This window comes from Tautonia rosea, from assembly GCF_012958305.1.
Taxonomy (GTDB): Bacteria; Planctomycetota; Planctomycetia; order Isosphaerales; family Isosphaeraceae; genus Tautonia; species Tautonia rosea.
On sequence record NZ_JABBYO010000004.1, the window covers coordinates 302,504 to 318,412 of the forward strand.

The window sequence follows — 15,909 nt, forward strand, 5'->3', positions numbered from 1 at the left end:
GGTGAACCTGCACGGCGATGCGATTCTCGAAGTTGACCTCAATTTGATGGCGGACCCCCAAGGCTCGCCGGATGTGGTCTCCGACCGCGAGAAGACGCTCGCCCATGAGCCCGAGATGGCAACCCGGCTCACCGCAGCAGAAGGGCGAGCCTTCGGGAAGGAGATGGAGGGTTGCGCAGACGTTGATCCGATGCAGAGGGCGGCCGAAGGGCTCGACGGCGTCGACGCAGAACCAGAGGCCGGGCCGAGGGAGGCAGCAGACATCGGCGACGGCCTGCTCGACGAGCCGGGTCAGTTCGGACCGAGAACGCTTGCCTAGGTGGGCGCGGGCGTGCGGTTCAAGCCGTTCGAATGGTCTGTGCAACGGGGGAGAATCAGGACTCGCTGGAGGAGGCGGCGGCAGCGGCGGCCTTGTCCTGGCGGATCTTGCGGGGTTTGGGGCGGCTCTTGCCGTAAGACTTCCGGAACAGCTTGCCGCGCTTGGAACGCTTATCACCCTTACCCATCGGCGGGTCGTCCTTTCGGGGATCTATGCTCAAACGATCGACGCGCCCGCCGGATTGTTGGTGGCGGAGGAGCGTCGAACATCCTCATGGAGAATTCGAAGTCCCAATCATACCGGCAGGTCGCGAGCGATTCCAGGCCGCTCGGTGGCGGAAATTGGGGAGAGGGAGGCCGCAGGGGCAGATCGGCTCAGAATTCCATCCGTTCGAAGGCCCGGATGCCGATCCGCATGGGGACGATCGTGGCGATGGCCCCCACGACGAGGCTGAACGAAACTGCAAGGAGAAGTCGTCGGTACAGGACCTCGTTCGATCCGCCGAACATCATGGCGACCTCACTGCCGATCCCAGCGAAATAGAGATGGCTGAGGATGGCCGGGGGGGCGATGACCAGAGCGATGAAGGCGAGGCTGACGAGCAGGTTGAGCGTGCCGCCGAACCCGGCGGCGATCTTCGAGGGGTCATCCTCGCGGAGGTTCGGCAAGCGGGCCCCCAGGCCGACGCTAATGGCCGAGAGCCCGAAGCAAAGCACGGCCACAATGGCCGCTTGCAAGATGAGCATCATCGGGCCGACCTTGAGCATCAGGCCGCTCAGGAGGATCAGAATCTCGGTTGCCACCAGGGAAATTCCGGCGGCAAAGGCGAACTTGCCCCAGATGATCGACGACCGTCGGACCGGAAAGAGCCCCAGAAGCCAGAGGTTCCGCCCTTCGAGCGAGAGCATCGGGAAAATGAACCGACTGGTGAAGGTGGAGAGGATCAGGGCCGTAACCGCCAGGTTCAGGAAGCTCAGGAGGTTGCGGAAGTAGGGGCTTTGTACGTCGTAGCCGAGCCGACGAATGTTGATGAAATAGAACGCGAGCAGGCCGAAGAAGATGAGGAACTGCGACCACTGGGTCGGGTCTCGGCGGAAGGTGCGCAGGTCCTTGAGGATCAACAGGCGGATCGGTTCGCGGATGAAGCCAAAGAGGCGGTGGAAAGCGGCATCGATGCCGTACCAGCCGAAGTGGCGGCGGGCCGATCGGCCTCCGAGAACCCGACTGTAGCCGGTTCGGTAGAGGTCTCGGGCGACGACGGCGGCGGCCAGGTAGGCCAAACCGGCATGGGAGCAGATGACCATGAGGTAAAAGAGCCCGTCGCGCCACGCTCCCTCGGCCGATCGGAGCAGACCGGCGGCCATCCATCGGCTGGGCAAGAGGCTGTTGGTGCTGAATTCGAGCCGACCGAGCAAGGCGTTCATCCACTCGTAAGAGAGGGTCGATCCGGGGGTCGTCCAGACCCGAGCGGCGGTGTAGGCGAGGCCGCCGAGCATCAGCGCGACCGTGCCGATCAAGACCGACCTGCGTTGCCGGGGCAACAGATTGGCCAGCAAGATTGCGCCGATTGCCCCGACTCCACCCGGAATGACCACGAAGGCCAGGTGGTAGGCCAGCGCAATCAGATAGAACGGCCAGGGGGCCATCGAGGTGATCCCGTAGGCCACCATCATCGGGCTGCCGAGCAGGAGGAATCCCCAGCTGGAGAAGGCCATTGCCTCCAGGAACTTGTGGGCGAAGACCCGGTCCTCGGTCGCCGGGGTCGCAAGCAAGAATCCTGCCTCTCGGCTGCGGAACAGGGCGGCGTAGAGAATGATGCCCGTCGAGACGAGCAGCATGATCAGGAGCGAGAGGAAGAACAGGCTGAACAGGTACTCGACGATCTCTCCAGTGACCTTCAAATACTCCTTGAGAAAGCCGAAGCCCTCGAAAAAGAGCAGGAACAGGCCCGACCAGAAGATCGCCGAGCAGATGAGGATGGTGATGACCCTCAGCCGAGACTCGGCCACGAGTGAGTCGAGCAGGTTGATCAACAACCGGCGCCGGAGGAACCCAAAGCCTCGCGAAACGCGCAGATCAGTCGCCATCGGCGGAGGGTCGGGAAGGGGGGCAGAGGACCTTCGGAGTCGGCCTCGGATCATGGGAGACGATCCCCCAGCTCGATGGCCTCGGAGTTGGGTTCGGATTCGGATTCTCGTGAAACGATCGGGGCCGAGAGCCTTGGCCGGTCGCCGCTGGTGAGCTTCAAGAACAGGTCTTCGAGAGGGCCGTGCATCTGGGCTCGCTCGCGAATCTCGTCCAGGGAGCCGGTCATGAGCATCTTGCCACGGTCGATGATGCCGATGGTGTCGGCGAGTTCCTCAGCAATCGCCAGGAGATGGGTCGACATCAGGACGGCCACGCCGGAACGGGCTTGAGAGACGAACAGGTCCTTGACGATCCGGCCGCTGCGGGGATCGAGCCCGACCAGGGGCTCGTCGACGATCAGGACCTTCGGCTCGTGGACCAGCGCCGAGGCGAAGACGACGCGCTGCTTCATGCCGTGCGAGTAGTTCTCGCAGAGTTCGTCGATGTAATCGCGCATCTCGAAGATGTCGATCAATTCCTCGATCTTCGCCGAGGCGTGGCGACGGTCGAGCCCGTACATCTCGACGACGAACCGAAGGAACTCGCGGCCGGTGAGCTTCTCGTACAGATAGGGCTGGTCGGGGACGTAGGCGATCAGTTGCCGGGCCTCTCGGCTGCTGCTGGGAAAGCCGCCGATACGGACCGTTCCGGACGAGGGAGTCAAGAGGCCGCAGAGCATCTTGATGGTCGTGGTCTTGCCCGCGCCGTTGGGTCCGAGGAAGGCGAACAGCTCTCCAGGACGGACCTGGAGATCGAGCCCATCGACGGCTTTCTTGCGTCCAAAACTCTTGGTTACGCCAATCAGCTCGATCATCACCGGCCCCCCGGGAGATTGCCGAGGGAGTCGGGAGTCGGAGGGACGCGTTCCATGACGAGGTTGACGATCATCAAGGGGACCTCCTGGCGGATTACAAGGCCATCGGAAGCCCTGGCCCAGGTGCGGGCCGTCAGGCCTCGCATTCGGGTCACGACCAGATAGGTCGGCACGAGATTGTCCTGCCACGGGATCATGACGTTGCGTTGGGTGACCTCAACGGAAACCTCCTCCACACGGCCGGTCAGGGGGCTGACGACCGGGCTCTTCCACCGCTGGCCGACATGCAATCCGGGGAGGCGTTCCAGGGGCGAGAGCGAATTCTGGACCATGCCCCGGGCTTGATAGGGGAAGGTGAAGGTTTTCTTGCCGAAGATCAGGAGCGGCCCACGAGCGGTAATGACAATCTCATCGCTGGCCACGTGGCCCTCAAGGACCAGCAACTCGGTCTCGTCTCCCTCGATCCGGACTGAGGATCGCAGGACGTTGAGATTCCCGGCCGAATCGACCCCGATTACGCTCCGAATCTCCAGTCGCTCGTTGCCGGCCGACTCCAGGGGAGTCCGATCGAGCAAGGCCCCAGCGTCAAGCGTCACGACACTTTCAAAGCGGACATGGCCGTCTCGCTGACGCTTCGTCTCGGTCACAGCCTGACCGACGGCCGTCAGGTCGTCCGGTCCGTCACTCTCGAGGTCGGGGACCATCAGGTTCCATCGGGTCGGCCCCTTGGTGTCGTCGGCCTGGGCGATGTCTCGCATGTCCGGGGGTGGACCGACGAGCAAGTTGGGCAAGACATCCCGGACCAGCAAGGCCGAAGCGGCGACCGACCAGAAGACGAGCATGCCGAGCGAGACGAGTCGAGGGGGCATGGTGAAGGGGCTCCGGCTCCGCCCGCGATCGTTTCGAGGGGCATGGGACATGGCGGAAAGACGACCTTTTGCATCATACGAACCCCCGGCCCCCCCGAACAAGGGAGCCCCTTCACCCCTGCCCTCGGCGAGCATCTGGCCACTCCGAAGCACAGGGAACGGGCCTCCCGATGATCTCCCGAGACCGTTGGCCTCGATCCGTCGGACCCGGTGAACTCGGGAAGTTCCCTCGACGTTGCTTGAGGCAAACACGTTGACACGACCACGGGATCAGAAATTGCATGATTGCATGGTAAATTTCGCGGAATCACGCGAAATGTCGTGGTGGGAAGAGGGGGGCCTTGGCTATTCTGGATGACAGCAGCGTTGACACTGGATTCTTTTGTGCACATCGACTTCACTAGGCTCGCTTCTGATGCGACCCCTTACGTTTGCACCGCTGACCCGGCGGATGCGGCTGGTCCTGGGCATCCTGGCTCTGGTGCTGGGAGGTGTCTTTCCACGCGCTCGGGCGGAGTCGTTGCCGATTTACTCGGTGGTGGATCTGGGTCCGATGGACGGCTTGGCCTGGAGCAAGGGCCTGGCGATCAACGCGACGGGTCAGGTGGCCGGGACGGCGCAGACTCCGGGGTCATCGCAGGCATTCCTGGGATCGCCGGGTGGCTCGGTTCAGATTCTCGGCTCGCTCGCCGGAGAGTCTGGTAAGAGTCAGGGACTGGGGATCGGCGACGGTGGGGTTGTGGTCGGGGTCAGCGACTTTGGTCATGGCTCGCGACGCGCGTTTCGATCGAATGGCGGAGGCATGGTGAATCTGGGAACGCTCTCTGGCGGGTCCTGGAGTGAGGCGGTCGCCATCAACGCGGGGGGTGAGATCGCCGGTCACGGCAACCGCGAGGATGGCCGGACTGTGGCGTTCCGAATCACGAGCGAAGGAACGTTTGTCGAGCTGGGAAGTCTGGAAGGGGGTCTGTCGAGCCGGGCCTACGGGATCAACGCTCTCGGGCACGTCGTGGGAGAGTCGGTCGATTGGTTTGGCGTGCGTCGGGCCTTTGTGGCGGATGATCAGGGCATGCACGCCGTGGGGACGCTTCCCGGAGGTGGTGGCAGCGTGGCCCGCGCGATCAACGACGACGGCCTGATCACCGGGCATGCCACCGATGCCTCAGGACGCGACATGGCCTTTCTCGGTCGTCCCGGAGCCCTGGTGGCACTCGGGCTATTGCCCGGTGGACGATCGAGCTATGGCCTGGGGATCAACAACCTCGGAGACGTGGTTGGCCACGTGGCGGGAAGCCTTGGCTCGCGGGCCTTCTTGTGGGACGCGACTGAAGGCATGGTGGACCTGAACCACCTGATCGACCCCAATTCGGGATGGCTCCTGCAAGCGGCCTCGGGCATCAACGACGCGGGGATGATCGTCGGGACTGGCTTGAAGGACGGCATTACCCGGGCCTTTTTGCTCAAACTGAAGACGGCGGGACCACCCGATCCGTCTGGAGGAACGACGCTCCGAGCAACTCCGGAACCGGGATCGCTGGTCATGGTGTTGTTGGGTGCCTCAGGTGCCGGAGCGTGGACCTGGCTCCGTCGGCGGCGGTCAATCAGCCGACGGATTAGATCCGGGTGAACTGGTTGCCTGCGTTGCGTCGGATCAGGCGACGCATCTCCAGAATCGCCATCGTGGCCATGACCTGAGACGGGGCGAGGCCGGTCCGGACAATCAACTCATCAATCCCTCGGGGAAGGTCGTCGAGGTGGCCGAGCACCGCGCGCTCGTGGTCGGTCAGGGACAGCTCGGCCGGGTGGCGGACCTCGGGAGCTTCGGGCTCCTGGGATACGGAAACGGCCCGAGCCAGTGGACCAAGTTCTTCAAGGATGTCGTCCACGGTTTCGACGAGCCGGGCACCGTCTCGAATCAAGGCATGGCAGCCTCGGCTCGTGATGCTGTCAATCGGGCCAGGGACGGCGAAAACCTCGCGGTTCTGTTCCATCGCGTGGTGAGCTGAGGAGAGGGAGCCGCTCCGAGGAGCTGCCTCGACCACCACCACCCCGAGGCAAAGCCCGGCAATCAGGCGGTTGCGCTGGGGGAAGAGGCCGGCGAGCGGCTTCTGCTCCATCGGCTGTTCGCTGACCACCGCTCCCGAGGCGGCGACCTCGGCGGCGAGTTCGGCGTGCTCGGGAGGATAGATCGATCCCAGGCCGTTGCCGAGCACGCCGATCGTTCGGCCCCCGGCACGCAGCGCCCCCCGGTGGGCGGCGGCGTCGATACCTCTCGCCAGTCCCGAAACAACCGTCAGGCCGACCCGGGCGAGCGATCCGGCCAGACGCTCGGCGATCCTCATGCCGTAGGGGGTTGCCTTCCGGGCGCCGACCAGGGCGATCGCGAGCGAATCGGTCGGCAGCAAGGTTCCCCGAACGTAGAGCAAGGCGGGGGGATCGGCGATTGACCTCAACGGCTCCGGGTACTCGGGGTCATCGAACGGAATGGGCCGAACCCCTCGTTGCCGGCAGCGTTCGAGTTCGACCTCGGGATCGAGTTCCCGACGGGCCGAGACGATTTTCTCGGCCAGCTTCGGGCCGACGCCGGGCACCCGTTTCAAGTCGGACAGGGAGGCCGAGAGAACCTTAGCAGCGCTGCCGAAATGTTCGAGCAGGGCGCGGCTGGTCAGGGGGCCGATGCCGGGAATCATCGCCAGGCAGAGCAGATCAAGCAGGGAGCGATCGTCGCCGGAATCGGGGTCGGGCACGGGCGATCTCTGGCAGAACGGCAGGAACGAGGGAGCTGAACGCGCGACACACTCGGGTGGACACACGCCGGTCGGAATTGTAGCCGGGGCCGAGCTGTTGAGGCAATCGTACGCTGAGGAGCTACTGGGGCTGGCCAAGGGAGGGCGATCCCTGGTATCTTCAACCTTGCAGGAACGCCCCCGCCCGATTTAGCCGTCCCCGCGAGGCTCACGGCGGCGCCGAAGGAGTGGTCCCCGGTCGAGTGACCGATCGGAGCGACCCGCGTCTCCTCCCCGGACTCCGTCCATCGCTCGAGCGTCCCTTTCGCCCGAGCGGCCTTGATGCCCGCGGGGGTTGATCGCCATGCCTGTCGAACGCGATCTTTTCGAAGAAGAACAAGAGATGGTCGCCATGAGTTTCGGCGACCACATTGAAGAACTCAGACTGCGCCTTGTGCTGGCTCTGCTCGGGCTGGCCGTGGGCGTGATTCTATCGTTGATCCCGCCCCTGAATCTCGGCTACCACGTCATGCAAGGCATGCAGGACCCGGCTCAGGAGGCGCTGGAGGCCTACCACCTCAGACAGACCGAGAGTCGGGTGGCCGCCGCGGAACTCAAGGCGACGTATACCGAGATGCCCGCTCGGATTTCGGCCGCGGCGCTGGTGGCCGCCTTGCGAGAGGTGGCCCCCAATGTCACGCTGCCCGAGGAAGATCCTGGCTCGCTGGAGGGGCGTTATGTCGAACTGCCCATGCAGGTTCGAGACGCTGCCGCGATTGATCTGGTCAACACCAACGTTCAGCGTCAGAAAGCCCTGATCGCGCTGAGGCCGCTGGAAACAGCTGTCATTTTCTTCACGGTTTGCATCATCACCGGGCTGGTGATTGCCAGCCCCTGGGTCTTTTATCAGCTCTGGGCGTTCGTGGCCGCGGGTCTTTACCGACACGAGCGGGCCACGGTCTACCGCTACCTGCCCTTTTCCCTGGGACTGTTCCTGGGTGGCGTGTTCCTCTGCTACTTCGGGGTCTTGCCCCTGACCTTGCAGTTTTTGCTTCAGTTCAACATCTGGTTGAACGTCGAGCCGAGTCTCCAGCTCACTGCCTGGATGAGCTTTGCCACGCTCTTGCCATTGGTGTTTGGGCTTGGCTTCCAGTTGCCCCTGGTGATGCTCTTTGTCGGCAAGCTGGGAATCGTCTCGGCGCAGACGTTCCGTGAGAAGCGGAAATTCGCGTTGCTGGGCATCACCATTGTTGCGTCGATGCTCACGCCGGCGGACATTGTCAGCATGCTGATGCTCGCCGCGCCGATGGTCGCGCTGTACGAACTGGGGATTCTCCTGGTGGATCGGGGTGAGATCGCGGCGGCCAAGGCCGAGGCGTATTGACCCAAGTTCCGCGAGCCGACCGCACCGCGCTGGGGCGGTCTGGCCGCCTGGCCGAGACCGCCCCCGATGGTCTGCGTGACCGGACATCGTTGAATTTCAGGTTCTGCCGATGAAATCGCTGATCGTCATTCTGCACAACCTCGTCGCGCGGAAGGGGCGTCGGAATCTTCAGGTATTGGTGCAGTTGCTCCTGGTCTTCATCCTGTTGGTGCTGGGCTTCACCGTCGGGTTTCATTGGATCAGCGAGTACGAAGGAAAGGCACATACCTGGGTGACGGGGTTCTACTGGACCCTGGTCACGATGTCGACGCTTGGCTTTGGCGACATCACGTTCGAGTCGGACCTGGGGCGGGTGTTCTCGGTTGTGGTGTTGCTCAGCGGCACGGTCTTCATGCTGATCCTGATTCCCTTTACGTTCATCCAGTTTTTCTTTGTTCCCTGGATGGAGGCACAGGCCGCGGCCCGAGCGCCGAGGGCCCTGCCCCCTCAGACGAAGGGCCATGTGGTCCTGACGACGCTGGGTGGGATTGAAGGGCCCTTGATCCGAAAGCTGAACCAATCTCACCTTGAATATGTCATCATTGTTTCTGAGCTGGCCGAGGCGTTGCAACTGCACGATCAGGGCTACCGGGTCATGCTCGGAGATCTGGATGATCCGGAAACGTATCGTCAGGTCCGTGTGGATCAGGCGGCACTGGTTGCTACCACTCGCAGTGATATGAGCAATACGAACGTAGCGTTCACCGTTCGAGAAATATCCGAGACCGTTCCGATTGTGGCGACCGCCTCGTCGTCGGCTTCGGTCGATATTCTTGAGTTGGCGGGCTGTAACCGAGTGCTGCGGCTGGCGGAGTTGCTTGGTCGGCAACTGGCGCTCTGCGTCCTGGGACGGGATGCGAGAAGCCACGTGGTTGGCACGGTGGGCGATTTGCTGATTGCGCAGTCCCTGGTCAGAGATACGCCCCTGGTGGGCCGGACCCTGAGGGACATCCGCTTGCGCGACCATGCGAACGTCAGCGTGGTAGGCGTGTGGGACCGGGGGCGGTTTCAGATTGCCAGTCCCGAAACTCTGGTGCAAAAGACGTCGGTCCTGTTGCTGGCCGGTTCTCGAGCCCAGCTTGACGATTATGACGCGCTGTTTTGTATTTACCGATCGCATGATGATCCGGTCTTGATCATCGGCGGTGGTCGCGTGGGCCTGGCCGTGGCTCGGGCCCTGAGCGCCGAGGGAATCGACTACCGAATCGTCGAGCGACAACAACGCAAGGTGCGCAACGCTCCTCAATTTGTGTACGGAAACGCCGCGGAGTTGAAAGTTCTGAAAAAGGCTGGGATTGACAAGGCGTCGTCAGTGGTAATTACCACAAGAGATGACGACGTGAATGTCTTTTTGACCATTTATTGTCGTCGCTTGCGGCCGACGATTCAGATCCTTGCCCGGTCGAACCTGGAGCGAAACGTCTCGACCTTGCACCGTGCGGGGGCCGATTTCGTCCTTTCGTATGCGTCGATGGGAGCGAATTCGATCTTCAACCTGCTCCAGAAGATGGACACCTTGATGCTTTCCGAGGGCCTCAGCGTGTTTCAGTTGCCGATTCCGCCGTCGATGATCGGACGATCGTTGCGGGAGTGTGCGGTGCGTCAGGCAACCGGCTGTAACGTGATTGGTGTGAGCACAAACGGCTCGCTGGAGATCAATCCTGACGCCAGCAAGCCGTTACCGGAAGACGCGGAGTTGATTGTGGTCGGAGAGTCCGAGTCGGAGCGCCGGTTTCTCGACGAGTTCGCTCCCTCGACCTGAATGAAGGGTTAACCGAGGACCGATCCAGGGAGCCAGGTACCGTGGAAGCCGTAGGGAATGCGGCTTGGGATCAAGATGCGGGCGACTGGTTCGTCATCAAACGCGAGCGTGTTGATGATGACCATCTCGCTGGTTTCCTGAGCGTGATCGAACAGGAAGGTGATCAGCCAGCCGTCGTCCTCGGCGGTAGCGTCGGGTCGGGGCACGAAGACCCCTTCCCCGCCGAGCCGTCCGGGGCCGTGACGGTGTTGGAGCGTCGGGCCGCCTTGCAAGTCGACCTTGAGGAAGCCGTTCATCGCGCCGTCCATGACGTAACCGAACCGGGTGGGGCGGCCCATCAGGGTGTCGTTGATGCGGGGGAACTCGCACGGGAGGTCGTCGAGCGTCTCCTCCGTCGTCTGGCCGGTGGCGAGGTTGAACCGCCAGCGATGGAGGCGAGGAACCTCGTCGATGGGGCCGGGAGCGTCCGGTCGTCCTTCGATCGGGGGGCTTCCCATGCCGAGCGATCCGGGGAATTGCTCGTAGCGACAGGCAATCAGAACGATCTCATCCCCTTCCTCGTAGGCATTGAGCGTGTGGAAAACGTAGCATGAGGGGGAATCAAACCAACGGATCTCCGCGCCGTCTCCCTGGCGGGGAAGGATGCCGAACCGGGCTCCGCGGTCGGGTTCGAAGCTCAGGAAGGGACCTCCCGAGAGCATCCGGACGAAATTGAAGGTCGCGGGCAGATCCATGAAAATGGCATGATGTTCCGTGATGGCGAAATCGTGCATCATCACAGGTTTGGGGAGATCGATGGGGGTGGTGGAACGAATCGTTCCCTCAGCATCGACCACGCTGTATTGCAAGTACGGTCGCACGGGCTGGTAGCCGAAGCAGAACATCTCCCCCGTCTGGGGGTCGATTTTTGGATGCGCGGTGAAGGCGTGTTTGAGCCTTCCTGCGAAGTCATGCGGCCCGATCGTGCCAAGGTCCGGTACCGAGATGATGTGCGGTTCTCCCCCTTCCCAAAGCGCGAGCAGCTTGCCATCGTGCCAGACGAGCGACGTGTTCGCCGCGTTCTTGAACATCGGCTTGCCCTGGGCCAGTAGCGCAGGATTGGGCCGATCGCTCAAGCCTCCCCAGATCGCTCGTCCGGCCTCATGTTCCTCGGCCCATCCGCGAGTGCGGATCCATCGGTTGCGGTAGCTTGCCTTGCCGCCTCGCAGCAAAACGCCGTGGAGCATGCCGTCGCCGTCGAACCAGTGATAATTTCCGATGGGAGGGAACTGCGGATTCGGCCCGTTTCGTACGAACATTCCCTCCAACGCTTCGGGGATGCGGCCGATCACCCGGAGATTCTCGGCCTCCACTTCTTCGAAGACGGGGGCATAATTCCCGATCAGAAACGGAGAGTCGGGCCACTCCGTTCCGTCGTCGGCCTGAGCTTGGGTGACGCGATTCCAGGGGAGGCCGAGCGCTCCGGCAAGGGAGAGCGATCTGAGAAGTTCCCTGCGATTGATCGACATCAAGACCATCCTTCCCGACGGGATCGAGTGCGTTTCAAACCCGAAACACTTGGCGTATTGAGGAACGAGAGTGGTTCGCCGTCCGGTCCATTGTATTGTGAGGCATGGGGCCTGTCCCTCGGAACTCTCGGCTTGACTTGGCGATCCGGGTGGCGACGATGCCTTGAGAGGGGAACCAATCTCCGGGGAGTCGCGCCACGATGTTTGTCCGATTGTTGTTGCTCTTGACCATCGTTCCGATTGTCGAACTGTTCGTCTTGCTGGCCGTCCACGGGGCGATTTCCGAGCGCTACGGCTTCCAGACGGGGTTGCTCGTGACCGTCGGAGCGATTCTGATCACGGGGCTCCTGGGCGCGACGTTGGCCCGATCGCAAGGCCTCGGGGTGATCCGAGAACTTCAGCGGTCGATGGCCTCAGGGCAGTTCCCGGCGCGATCGCTGATTGATGGGGCGATGATCCTCGCGGGAGGAGCCATGCTGTTGACTCCCGGATTTCTGACCGACCTGGTCGGTCTGAGTTTGCTTGTGCCGGTGACCCGGAACCTCTATCGCCGCATGCTCAACTCATGGTTTCTTCACTCCGTTCGACGAGGGGCGACCCGTGTGCGATTTCAGTCGGAGTTCGTACCGGGTCCGGATCGGGTAAGACGCGAATCGGGCACGCCTCGCGGGCCGGTCATTGACGTGACACCCGAGGATCACGATTGAACCGGATCGAGCCATCGGCGGCCCGTCAATGGACGCTCGATGCCGGTTCCCGCTTTGTTTTCTCGGTTGACACCCTGGAAGCGCGCCTACAGTAGCCAGGGAGAGAACGGGATGGATGTCATCCCGCCAATTCCAGAGATGTTCGAACCCTTGAGGGATTTACTCATGGCGACCGGACTTGACGATACCCGGACCTGGCCGGACCTGGCGATCGGGCTGTATGATCGGCTGACCGGCCGAGGGGCGGAGATCATCTACGACTTCGAGAATTTCGAGTTGTTTGTGCCCAGCAGCGCCTCGGATCAGGCGACCCACGCCCGATGGAAGATGAACGGCACCTTGAAGATTCGCACCCGAGACCGCGAACAAGGCTGATCCCATGGATCGACCCCTGGACATTGAGGGGGACTTCCTTCTCGAATTTGAGGGCGGGCAGGCACGACTAGAGATTCGGGACGAGGTCGTTGATCTTCACTTCCCGAATGCTCAGTCGGCGCTGGCGGCCATGCGGCAAGTTTCCCCTTCAACCCGGCGCAACGCATTGCGACATGCCGATGCTCAGCTCCGAGCGGTTGGACTGGTGGGCCACGTTCGCGTGGGAGGTCGGTCGATCGCTCAGCTCGGCGGTACGGTCAGGGCGGGATTGATCGCTCGCATGTTGAAAGTGGATCCCTTGGCCCTGAAATTGTTCTCAGTCCTGGGTGCATGGCTCGGCCGGAATCGAACGGCCGACACACCCCCAGGTCCAGACATTTCCCTCGATCGATCGTCTCGGACGGACGGCCCAGATTCGTCATCGGACGGCTGATCGTTTTGAAATGTCTTTGTCGAACCATCGTGTTCAAGAGGCGTTCATGAAACGAATACTTGTGACAGGCGCCTCGGGTTACATTGGCGGACGATTGATCCCGATGCTTCTGGATCGGGGGTATTCGGTTCGCTGCCTGGCTCGCGATCCGAAGAAGCTGGAAGGGAGGCCGTGGACCCATCAGGTCGAGATCGTCGCCGGAGATGTGCTCGATCCCGAGTCGCTCCGCCGAGCCCTGGATGGATGCGCGGTCGCATACTATCTCGTTCATGCGATGATGGCTGGCGAGCGTTCCTTCGTCGACCGCGACCGGACTGCTGCCAGCAATTTCGCCGAGGCTGCCGAGCAGGTGGGCCTGGAGCGCATTATTTACCTGGGAGGGCTGGGAAGACGGGCCGATCACCTGTCCGATCACCTCGCGAGTCGTCAGGAAGTGGGCGATATTCTCCGCGGGGGGGCAGTTCCTGTGACCGAACTGCGGGCAGCCATGATCATTGGATCGGGAAGCGCCTCGTTCGAGATGATGCGATCCCTGGTCAAGCGTCTTCCGGTGATGATCTGCCCCAAGTGGGTCCGAACGCGGAACCAACCGATTGCGGTGCGCGATGTCCTCGGCTATCTCGTCGGGTGCCTGGAACAGCCGAAAACCGCGTACGGGATTTTCGACATCGGCGGTCCCGATGTTTTGACGTACAAGGACATGATGATCCGATATGCGGCTATGCAGGGGCTTCGGCGGCGGATCATCGTGGTTCCGGTTCTCACGCCCAGGCTTTCGGCTTACTGGATTAACCTGGTCACACCCATTCCGGCATCCCTGGCATTCCCGCTCGTCGAAGGATTACGGGCTGAGGTCATTTGCCACAACAATCGCATTCGAGACCTCGTCCCCATCCCTCTGACTCCGTTCGGCGAGGCGGTTCAGCGCGCGATGGACAAGGTCCACGAGAACAACGTCTCGACCCGATGGTCCAATGCAGCCTTGCCCAGTCGGGCCGCCCTGCTCCGTCGTCCTCAATTCGATCCTGATCGCTTTCCTCTGCGCGATGTCCAGCGGGTTGAGGCTGAGACGTCGTCGTCGGTTCTGTTCGATCGCGTGCAGCGCATCGGGGGATCGACCGGCTACTACTACGGCAACTTTCTCTGGTGGATCCGAGGCGCGATGGACCGGATCGTCGGCGGCGTTGGCCTGCGACGAGGGCGGCGGGATCCGGTCGAGATTTACATCGGAGACGCACTCGACTTCTGGCGAGTGGAAGATTTTGTGCCTGGTCATCGGCTCTTGCTTCATGCCGAGATGCGGGTGCCGGGCGATGCCTGGCTCGAATTTCGGGTGGAACCGCGTGAGTCGCAGCGGTCGGTATTGACCCAGACGGCCTATTTCAAGCCATCGGGAGTGCTCGGAAGGCTTTACTGGTATGCGTGCCTACCGGCTCACCTGTTCATTTTCTCGGGAATGGCTCAGAGCATTGTCCGATCGGCCGAGGCGTCGTCGGATCATTCTGAAGCGGGTCACCGTCAGGAAGGGTCTGCGTCGCTCACCGGATCGCCGGGAGTCCCGATGGTGCGAGAGCCATCGGCGGATGACGTTCCGGCCGGCGGCGTGAGCCGGTAGCGTTGGGCGGGATGAGTCTCTACCCTGGAAGACGTGGATCGCCCCCCTGGATCGGCGATCGAAAACGGCTTTCCGAACGAGAGGCTTTCCATGACCTCAATCACCCGACGCTCCTTGCTCGGCGGTGCCGCGATGGCCGCGGCTGCCTCGGCCCTTGGCTCAGTTCGGTTGCCCACCACTCGGGCGATGGATCCGATCCGACGCACGCGGCCCAGCCACCTGAAGTTGAGTATTGCTGCCTACTCGTATCGGCAGTTCCTCTCGGGGGACTCGCCGACGATGGATCTGTTCGACTTCGCCGATCTGGCCGCCGACATGGCACTCGATGCCATCGAGCCGACCTCGTACTACTTCCCGAGTGATGTCTCGGGAGAAATGCTGAGGAACCTGCGCCGCCACGCGTTCCTGCGAGGGTTGGATATCTCCGGGACAGCGATCGGCAACGATTTTTGCGTCGCCCCCGGTCCGGATCGGGAGGCGCAGCTCGCCCTGACCCGGACCTGGATCGACCGCGCGGCGGTGCTCAACGCACCGATGATCCGCGTCTTCGCCGGGCGGACCCCGCGAGGAGAGTCCGAGGAAGTCGCCGTGGCCCGTGCAATAGAAGGGTTCAAGGAAGTGCTTCCCTACGCGGCCGAAAAGGGCGTGTTTCTGGCCCTCGAAAATCACGGCGGAATTACCGCAACAAGTGATCAGATGATGACGCTGATCGAAGCGATCGATCACCCGTACTTCGCCGTAAACCTCGACACCGGGAATTTCCGGACCGAGGACCCCTACGGTGACCTGGCCCGGATCGCTCCCTATGCGGTCAATGTGCAGGTGAAGACGGAGATCTCCCGCAATGGAGAATCCAAAGAGGAGGCCGACCTCCCCCGCCTGATCCAGATCCTCCGCGACGTGAAATACTCCGGCTACGTCGTGCTGGAGTACGAGGCCGCCGAAGATCCGATGACCGCCATCCCCCGGCATGTCAAACGGCTCCGCGAACTGATGGCCTGAGCAGCCGGACCCGCGACACCGTGACGACTCTTGAGCGCCGATCGGGCGGTAGGATGAGGGAACTCGCTCCGCGTCCCGATCGGCACTGAATTGATGCGTCGATCTTGGCCCGATCAGAGGGAACGAAATCAGACTTGATTCCCACGCGACGTCGTTCTACACTTGTCCGAGGTTGCCGTGGGAGTGGTCCCGCGGTGCGGATCGCGCCAAGAGCCGCGAGGGAGGAGCC

15 protein-coding genes are annotated in these 15,909 nt (G+C 62.5%); 9 read left to right on the forward strand and 6 right to left on the reverse strand.

Annotated features, from left to right (window positions below; genetic code table 11):
• The first annotated feature begins 46 nt into the window (after positions 1 to 46).
• Positions 47 to 319 carry a hypothetical protein gene (locus HG800_RS08815; RefSeq protein ID WP_169975926.1) on the forward strand — a complete coding sequence of 91 codons (273 nt, stop codon included), beginning with the start codon at positions 47 to 49 and terminating at the stop codon, positions 317 to 319.
• A gap of 55 nt (positions 320 to 374) precedes the next feature.
• On the opposite strand, the gene HG800_RS08820 is transcribed toward HG800_RS08815, so the two are convergent.
• From HG800_RS08820 to HG800_RS08835, 4 genes are all read right to left on the reverse strand, one after another.
• A complete protein-coding gene (locus tag HG800_RS08820; protein WP_169975928.1) occupies positions 375 to 506 on the reverse strand; it encodes a 30S ribosomal protein THX in 132 nt (43 codons plus the stop codon).
• Between the two features lie 187 nt (positions 507 to 693).
• Complete coding sequence (locus HG800_RS08825) at positions 694 to 2,406, reverse strand: putative ABC transporter permease subunit (protein WP_169975930.1); 1,713 nt, start codon at positions 2,404 to 2,406, stop codon at positions 694 to 696.
• A gap of 50 nt (positions 2,407 to 2,456) precedes the next feature.
• Positions 2,457 to 3,260, reverse strand: a complete 804-nt coding sequence (locus tag HG800_RS08830; protein WP_169975932.1) for an ABC transporter ATP-binding protein — start codon at positions 3,258 to 3,260, stop codon at positions 2,457 to 2,459.
• Positions 3,260 to 4,129: a hypothetical protein gene (locus HG800_RS08835; protein WP_169975934.1), complete on the reverse strand. Its 870-nt coding sequence runs from the start codon at positions 4,127 to 4,129 to the stop codon at positions 3,260 to 3,262. Before HG800_RS08835 ends, HG800_RS08830 begins: the two co-directional genes overlap by 1 nt.
• A gap of 415 nt (positions 4,130 to 4,544) precedes the next feature.
• Between HG800_RS08835 and HG800_RS08840 the strand changes: the two genes are divergently transcribed.
• Positions 4,545 to 5,756 carry a PEP-CTERM sorting domain-containing protein gene (locus HG800_RS08840; RefSeq protein WP_169975936.1) on the forward strand — a complete coding sequence of 404 codons (1,212 nt, stop codon included), beginning with the start codon at positions 4,545 to 4,547 and terminating at the stop codon, positions 5,754 to 5,756.
• On the opposite strand, the gene dprA is transcribed toward HG800_RS08840, so the two are convergent.
• Complete coding sequence (gene dprA, locus HG800_RS08845; protein ID WP_315852001.1) at positions 5,743 to 6,876, reverse strand: DNA-processing protein DprA; 1,134 nt, start codon at positions 6,874 to 6,876, stop codon at positions 5,743 to 5,745. The two genes, HG800_RS08840 and dprA, sit on opposite strands and share 14 nt — an antisense overlap.
• Positions 6,877 to 7,219: 343 nt before the next feature.
• On the opposite strand from dprA, the gene tatC reads away from it, so the two are divergent.
• Positions 7,220 to 8,239: a twin-arginine translocase subunit TatC gene (tatC, locus tag HG800_RS08850; RefSeq protein ID WP_169975938.1), complete on the forward strand. Its 1,020-nt coding sequence runs from the start codon at positions 7,220 to 7,222 to the stop codon at positions 8,237 to 8,239.
• Between the two features lie 109 nt (positions 8,240 to 8,348).
• A complete protein-coding gene (locus tag HG800_RS08855; protein WP_169975940.1) occupies positions 8,349 to 10,040 on the forward strand; it encodes a potassium channel family protein in 1,692 nt (563 codons plus the stop codon).
• A gap of 8 nt (positions 10,041 to 10,048) precedes the next feature.
• Here the strand turns inward: HG800_RS08855 and HG800_RS08860 are convergent, their stop codons facing one another.
• Complete coding sequence (locus HG800_RS08860; protein ID WP_169975942.1) at positions 10,049 to 11,548, reverse strand: carotenoid oxygenase family protein; 1,500 nt, start codon at positions 11,546 to 11,548, stop codon at positions 10,049 to 10,051.
• 200 nt (positions 11,549 to 11,748) lie between these two features.
• Between HG800_RS08860 and HG800_RS08865 the strand changes: the two genes are divergently transcribed.
• The 5 genes from HG800_RS08865 to HG800_RS08885 all read left to right on the forward strand — a co-directional run bounded on the left by HG800_RS08865 (position 11,749) and on the right by HG800_RS08885 (position 15,680).
• Entirely contained in the window at positions 11,749 to 12,255 is a 507-nt protein-coding gene (locus HG800_RS08865; RefSeq protein ID WP_169975944.1) for an FxsA family protein, read from the forward strand.
• A 165-nt stretch (positions 12,256 to 12,420) separates the two neighbouring features.
• Positions 12,421 to 12,630 (forward strand): hypothetical protein, encoded by a 210-nt coding sequence (locus HG800_RS28395; protein ID WP_169976338.1) that lies wholly within the window; start codon positions 12,421 to 12,423, stop codon positions 12,628 to 12,630.
• Positions 12,631 to 12,634: 4 nt separating this feature from the next.
• Positions 12,635 to 13,063, forward strand: a complete 429-nt coding sequence (locus HG800_RS08875) for a hypothetical protein (RefSeq protein ID WP_169975946.1) — start codon at positions 12,635 to 12,637, stop codon at positions 13,061 to 13,063.
• A gap of 46 nt (positions 13,064 to 13,109) precedes the next feature.
• Positions 13,110 to 14,678, forward strand: a complete 1,569-nt coding sequence (locus HG800_RS08880; protein ID WP_169975948.1) for an SDR family oxidoreductase — start codon at positions 13,110 to 13,112, stop codon at positions 14,676 to 14,678.
• 90 nt (positions 14,679 to 14,768) lie between these two features.
• Positions 14,769 to 15,680, forward strand: a complete 912-nt coding sequence (locus tag HG800_RS08885) for a sugar phosphate isomerase/epimerase family protein (protein WP_169975950.1) — start codon at positions 14,769 to 14,771, stop codon at positions 15,678 to 15,680.
• Positions 15,681 to 15,909 lie beyond the last annotated feature (229 nt).

Excerpts from the sequence above, each read along its gene's own strand:
- HG800_RS08815 (WP_169975926.1), top strand. The coding sequence starts at position 47 with ATGGCGGACCCCCAAGGCTCGCCGGATGTGGTCTCCGACCGCGAGAAG.
- HG800_RS08820 (WP_169975928.1), bottom strand. The coding sequence starts at position 506 with ATGGGTAAGGGTGATAAGCGTTCCAAGCGCGGCAAGCTGTTCCGGAAG.
- HG800_RS08825 (WP_169975930.1), bottom strand. The coding sequence starts at position 2,406 with ATGGCGACTGATCTGCGCGTTTCGCGAGGCTTTGGGTTCCTCCGGCGC.
- HG800_RS08830 (WP_169975932.1), bottom strand. The coding sequence starts at position 3,260 with ATGATCGAGCTGATTGGCGTAACCAAGAGTTTTGGACGCAAGAAAGCC.
- HG800_RS08835 (WP_169975934.1), bottom strand. The coding sequence starts at position 4,129 with ATGCCCCCTCGACTCGTCTCGCTCGGCATGCTCGTCTTCTGGTCGGTC.
- HG800_RS08840 (WP_169975936.1), top strand. The coding sequence starts at position 4,545 with ATGCGACCCCTTACGTTTGCACCGCTGACCCGGCGGATGCGGCTGGTC.
- tatC (WP_169975938.1), top strand. The coding sequence starts at position 7,220 with ATGCCTGTCGAACGCGATCTTTTCGAAGAAGAACAAGAGATGGTCGCC.
- HG800_RS08855 (WP_169975940.1), top strand. The coding sequence starts at position 8,349 with ATGAAATCGCTGATCGTCATTCTGCACAACCTCGTCGCGCGGAAGGGG.
- HG800_RS08860 (WP_169975942.1), bottom strand. The coding sequence starts at position 11,548 with ATGTCGATCAATCGCAGGGAACTTCTCAGATCGCTCTCCCTTGCCGGA.
- HG800_RS08865 (WP_169975944.1), top strand. The coding sequence starts at position 11,749 with ATGTTTGTCCGATTGTTGTTGCTCTTGACCATCGTTCCGATTGTCGAA.
- HG800_RS28395 (WP_169976338.1), top strand. The coding sequence starts at position 12,421 with ATGGCGACCGGACTTGACGATACCCGGACCTGGCCGGACCTGGCGATC.
- HG800_RS08875 (WP_169975946.1), top strand. The coding sequence starts at position 12,635 with ATGGATCGACCCCTGGACATTGAGGGGGACTTCCTTCTCGAATTTGAG.
- HG800_RS08880 (WP_169975948.1), top strand. The coding sequence starts at position 13,110 with ATGAAACGAATACTTGTGACAGGCGCCTCGGGTTACATTGGCGGACGA.
- HG800_RS08885 (WP_169975950.1), top strand. The coding sequence starts at position 14,769 with ATGACCTCAATCACCCGACGCTCCTTGCTCGGCGGTGCCGCGATGGCC.